Here is a 5,716-nt window from a genome sequence, read left to right on the forward strand (position 1 = left end):
CCGGAATTTAACCTGCGCCCGCAACTGGAAAACAAGTGACGCCCAATCATGAACTTTACTGACATATTTATCCGACGTCCAGTTCTTGCCCTGGTCATCAGTTTGATTATTATTATTGCCGGGTTTCAGGCAATCAGGTCGCTCAATGTCCGGCAATATCCTCGCAGTGAAAATGCCACGGTAACGGTCACCACCGCCTATGTTGGCGCTAGTGCTGAGCTGGTGCGTGGGTTTATTACCACCCATCTGGAACGGGCCATCGCAGCCGCGGACGGCATTGATTACATCCAGTCCCAGAGCGCTCAGGGACTTTCCACCATCAGTGTCCGGCTGAAGCTCAACTATGATGCCACCAAGGCCTTGGCCGAGATCAGTTCCAAGGTGGATCAGGTTCGTGCCGATTTACCCCCGGAAGCCGAGGTGCCGATCATCAATATTGAATCGGCGGACAGCAAGTTTGCCTCGGCCTATCTCAGTTTTACCTCGGACATCCTTAAACAGAACGAGATTACCGATTATTTGGTAAGGGTGGTGCAACCCCGTCTCTCTGCACTCAACGGTGTACAGCGGGCTGATATTCTGGGCGCTCGTACCTTTGCCATGAGGATTTGGCTCAAGCCGGACAGGTTGGCGGCGTACAGTATCACCCCTCACCAAGTCCGCCAGGCCCTGGCGGCCAACAACTATCTCGCTGCCTTGGGGGCAACCAAGGGGGCCATGGTCCAGGTCAACCTGACTGCGGATACGGATCTACGTTCGGTCGAGGAGTTCAAAAAACTGATCGTCTGGCAGCAGAAGGGGGCCACAGTCCGCATTGAGGATATTGCCGAGGTGGTTCTTGGGGCTGAGAACTATGACACCGAGGTCCGTTTTTCAGGTCAGACCGCAGTGTTCATGGGTATCTGGCCACTGCCGAACGCCAACTCTCTTGATGTGATCAAGCTGGTGCGCACAGAGATGGACGCCATTCAGGCCGGTCTGCCGACCGGGCTAGAGGCGCGGTTAGCCTATGACGGCACCAATTACATTAATAATGCCATCAACGAAGTCGTCAAGACCTTAGGCGATACCTTGATTATCGTGGTGGTGATTATTTTTCTTTTTCTTGGTTCCTTTCGTTCGGTATTTATCCCGGTGGTGGCGATCCCACTGTCCCTGATCGGCGCGGTCTTTTTGATGCAGGTCTTTGGTTTCACTATCAACCTGCTTACCCTGCTCGCTATTGTCCTCTCTGTCGGTCTGGTGGTTGACGATGCGATCGTGGTGGTTGAGAATGTTGAACGCCATTTGCGTGAAGGGAAGTCCCCCTTTGATGCTGCCATTATCAGTGCTCGGGAACTGGTGGGACCGATTGTCGCCATGACCATTACCTTGGCTGCGGTCTATCTCCCCATTGGTTTTCAGGGGGGGCTGACCGGGGCGCTGTTCAGGGAGTTTGCCTTCACTTTGGCCGGGGCGGTGACAATTTCCGGGGTGGTGGCGCTGACCTTGTCCCCGATGATGTCTGCCAAGCTTCTGAAAGCCGGCATGAGCGATCATGGTTTAAGTGGCCGGATCAATCGGGGCTTTGATCGTTTTAAGGCCATTTACGCCAGGATGCTGGATGTCACCTTGAATTCTCGGCCCGCGGTATATTGTGTCTGGCTGATTGTTTCTGGTCTTGCTGTGCCGATGTTTGTCATGTCGCCGGTAGAGCTTGCTCCCTCCGAGGATCAGGGGGTTATCTTCGGGATTATGGAGTCGTCTGCCAACTCTACCCTTGATCAGACCAGCAGCTATGCGGCAGCGGCCAACGAGGTTTTTCTCAAAACTTCGGAGACCGATTTTACCTTCCAGATCACCATGCCCTCCTCTGGTTTTGGTGGGATGGTGGTGAAGCCGTGGGCTGAAAGGAAGCGAACTGTGGCCCAGATCCTGCCGGATGTCCAGAGGGGGTTGAGCGCTATCCCCGGGATCAGGATGTTCCCGGTGACGCCCCCCGCTTTGCCAGGCGGTGGCGATTTTCCGGTAGAATTTATTATCGCCTCTACTGCCGAACCTCAGCAACTGCTCGAGTTTGCCCAAGAGTTGCAGGTGAAGGCCGCGGCCAGCGGTATCTTCGCCTTCCCGCCGCTCATTGACATGAAGGTTGATCAACCCCAGGCGGAGTTTGTTATTGACCGTGATAAGGTGGCTGATTTGGGACTCAACCTGCAGCAGGTAGGGGCAGATATCGGCTCCATGCTTGGCGGAAATTTTGTGAACCGTTTCACTCTTGCTGGCCGCAGTTACAAGGTTATCCCCCAGATCCAGAGGATTGACCGATTAAATCCTGAACAGCTGCAACGGATGTATGTTACCGGCCCTGCCGGCCAGATGGTGCCGCTGTCCAGCGTCGCTACAATCAAGAACAGTACGGTGCCGCGTTCTTTGAACCGGTTTCAGCAACTCAATGCCGTCAAGATCAGCGGGGTTTCTATCCGTCCTTTGGATGAAGCCTTGCGTTTATTGGAAACAGAAGCTGCAAAAATTCTTCCCAGCGGATATGTTGTCGATTATACAGGTGAATCGAGGCAGTTGCGTAGCGAGGGAAATCGCTTTGTTCCGGCCTTTACCCTGGCGGTGGTGTTGATTTTTCTGGTGTTGGCCGCTCAGTTTAACAGCTTCAGGGATCCGTTGGTTATTCTGGCCGGCTCAGTGCCGCTGGCCATGTTCGGGGCTTTGATCTTTACTTTCTTGAAGATTCCCGATCCTAACACCCCGTTTTGGACGAGTGGCTGGACCACGACCATGAATATCTACTCCCAGGTCGGTCTGGTTACTCTTGTTGGTTTGGTGGCTAAAAACGGAATCCTGATCGTTGAATTTGCCAATGCCCAGCAGGAGCAGGGCTTCTCGAAGTTTGCAGCGGTGCGTCAGGCAGCGCTTACCCGTTTACGGCCAATCTTGATGACCAGCACTGCTACTGTTGCTGGTCATTTTCCGCTTACCCTGGTTGCAGGGGCAGGCGCTGCAGCTCGAAATTCAATTGGTTTGGTCTTGGTTGGCGGGATGACCATCGGCACTCTGTTTACCCTGTTTGTGGTGCCATCGATTTATATGCTCATTGCTCGAGACCATGGCAATGATCGCTCCGAACAGACCTCGGCAGATAGTACCTGACCAGCAAGAGAGGAAATGGATTATGACTGATTATAAGAGGCTATTGTGTCGGTTGGGCGCCGTTGTCGTGGGATTTTCCAGTCTGATGTTTAGTTCGGTCCTAGTGATTGCCCAGGAGGCAGTCCCCCTTCAGCCAGTAAGAGAGGCGTCTATATCTTTGCCAACCTTTCAGGAGGGGGAGGAGCTTTCTCTTGACCGGGTGGTTGCGATTGCCATTCAGCGGCAGCCGGACATCCTGGCGGCACAAGGGAGTATTGCTGTCGGACAGAGCCGAGTTGGCCAGGCGCGGTCCGGCTTTGCTCCCCAGGTTGATGGTACTGTCGGGTTGAGCAGGTTTTCCCCTGACGGATCCTATGCCAACCCCTCCCGCAGTGATGCCAGTTACGGTCGGTATACGGCCGGAGTCACTGTCAACCAGATGCTGTATGATTTTGGTAAGACTGCCACCCGAGTGGCCATTCAGGAGTCTTCAGTCAATTCGTTTCGGGCCGATCTTGCCTCGGTTGAGGATCATGTCATCTTCAACGCTAAGGTAGCTTTTTTTGACTTGCTGACCCTGATGAGAAAGATGAGTGTCGCTGTTGAAACCGTCACCCAGTTCGAGAAGCATCGGGTCCAGGCCCAGGGATTTTTTGATGCCGGGGTCAAACCTAAGTACGATGTTACCAAGGCCGAGGTTGATCTCAGCAATGCCAAGCTCAACCTGATCAGGGCTGAGAATGGTGTCCGCTTGGGTCGGGTGGCCCTTAGCGCTGCTATGGGATTCTCCGAGACGCCTAATTATCGGGTCAAGGATAGCTTAAATTTTGAGCAATTTCCGGTAGTGCTTGAGGATGCCATGGTTCAAGCCTATGATCATCGTCCTGACCTTAAGGCCCTTCTGCTTAGAAAAAAAACTGCCGAACAGGCCGTGCTTTTAGCCCGGAAGGGAGATTCTCCTTATCTCTCGGGCTCGGTTGGCGCTTCCTATGGAGGAGATAAATTTCCTCTCGATGAAGGGTGGGATGTTGGTGTTTCCCTCTTGGTCCCTGTCTTTAATGGCAATCGAACTAAACACGAGGTCGGTGAAGCAGAGGCGAATCTTGCGGTGCTTGCGGCCAAGGAGACGGGCTTGCGCCATCAGATTTACAAGGAAATTCAGCAGGGATATCTGATCTTGCATGAGGCCAGCGAACGGATTATCGCCAGTCAGCTTACTGTTCAGCAGGCTGAAGAGAATTATGCCATTGCTTCCGGTCGTTATGAGGCCGGGGTTGGTAATCCGGTAGAGGTTGCCGACGCAGATGTGCTGCTCTCTAACGCTCGGACCGCCCATGTCGAGGCGCTGTATGAATATAAAATCGCTCAGGCCGCCATTGAACGGGCCATTGGTGTGACCACGGTCCCCGCTGTAATGTAATGAAGTAACGGGAGCATTTTCGATAGCCGTGTCAAGATAGAGAGTCGGATAGCAGTGATCAGCATTATCACACGAGGCAGTGAAACATCGAAATGGTTGGTCTCTCCTCAAGGTTATATTTTGACAGATATTGTCTCTTGTGATGTAATGTGATTAGTGACACGTGTGTAGATCCCGAGTTTTTTTAATTGTCTTGAATTTCTAGTTGAGGTGGATCATGAACGAAAAAAAGTCGTCTCCGGTTAAAGACCTTCTTTATGCCAAAGTGAAGACTACCCCTCTACGGGTCAAGGTCCGGTTGATTGACGGCACCATGATTGAGGGTTTTCTTCACCAGCCGCCCAGTTTGCGCCTGACGGATATGCTGAATCGCCACACCCGTGATAGCCCATTCCTGGCTGTTACCGATGCGAATATTATTTTTCCGGGTGGCGAGCATCATCAGTATCGGTTTTTTACCATGAACCGAGAGATGATTGTTTGCTGCTTTCCTGTTGATGAAGAAATTGAAAGTTTTATGTAACCTGCCTGCTCTCTTTCTGCTGCTGTCCGTGCCTCCTCTTTTTGTAGGAGGCATGTTCTTTCTTCCTCTTTTTCCTCTCCTGGACCGCGTTGTCTCCCTTTCCGTGCTCTTCTTCTAACTCTTGATAATCTCACAAGAAATCACGGGATGTCTAAGCAAAAGGGCCGATATACAAGGCGCAGGGTGTTTTTGTGAATGAGGCCACACATATGGTGTGCCGAATGAGCAAAAATATGCTGCAACGAAGTAGATCGGACTTTTTGCGACGGCATCAACTCTTGGTGGTTGGGGTAAGCGCGTTTCTTCTGGCATTTTTCTGTGTCCATGGCACAGGGAAAAATCATAGTGACAGGAAAGAGACGAAAAATTGGTCAACTCCTTGACAAGCCGTGGCAGCGGAGTATTTTTATGGCGTGTTGTGTTCGTGGGCGTTTCGATATCTGTACAAATGTGGACAGATACTCTTTGGGGTACAGTTGTCGGCTCCTTTGTTGGTTATTCGTAATCGTTTATCAGAAGCGTTGAACGTGCTGATTTCACCGGACTGTAAACGTTCACCGGGCGCCCCAGATGCGCGATTTATATTGACCCGCTTCGTCGGTCAATAAAGCGGTCTGCGAAGTGTGCTAGTTGCACATGAGCAGGCCGATGCC

3 protein-coding genes are annotated in these 5,716 nt (G+C 52.1%); all 3 read left to right on the plus strand.

The annotated features are described in order from the left end of the window. Positions 1-48 precede the first annotated feature (48 nt). The 3 genes from FP815_15460 (at position 49) to FP815_15470 (ending at position 5,063) form a co-directional block, all read left to right on the plus strand. Entirely contained in the window at positions 49-3,141 is a 3,093-nt protein-coding gene (locus FP815_15460) for a multidrug efflux protein (GenBank protein MBA3016329.1), read from the plus strand. Further along, positions 3,098-4,540 (plus strand): TolC family protein, encoded by a 1,443-nt coding sequence (locus tag FP815_15465; protein MBA3016330.1) that lies wholly within the window; start codon positions 3,098-3,100, stop codon positions 4,538-4,540. Before FP815_15460 ends, FP815_15465 begins: the two co-directional genes overlap by 44 nt. 217 nt (positions 4,541-4,757) lie before the next feature. Continuing rightward, positions 4,758-5,063: a hypothetical protein gene (locus tag FP815_15470; protein MBA3016331.1), complete on the plus strand. Its 306-nt coding sequence runs from the start codon at positions 4,758-4,760 to the stop codon at positions 5,061-5,063. Positions 5,064-5,716: the final 653 nt, after the last annotated feature.

The organism is Desulfobulbaceae bacterium (genome assembly GCA_013792005.1).
Taxonomy (GTDB): domain Bacteria; phylum Desulfobacterota; class Desulfobulbia; order Desulfobulbales; family VMSU01; genus VMSU01.

Bases quoted from the DNA above. Each gene is read 5' to 3' on its own strand.
- FP815_15465 (MBA3016330.1), top strand. From the start codon at position 3,098: ATGGCAATGATCGCTCCGAACAGACCTCGGCAGATAGTACCTGACCAG.
- FP815_15470 (MBA3016331.1), top strand. From the start codon at position 4,758: ATGAACGAAAAAAAGTCGTCTCCGGTTAAAGACCTTCTTTATGCCAAA.
- FP815_15460 (MBA3016329.1), top strand. From the start codon at position 49: ATGAACTTTACTGACATATTTATCCGACGTCCAGTTCTTGCCCTGGTC.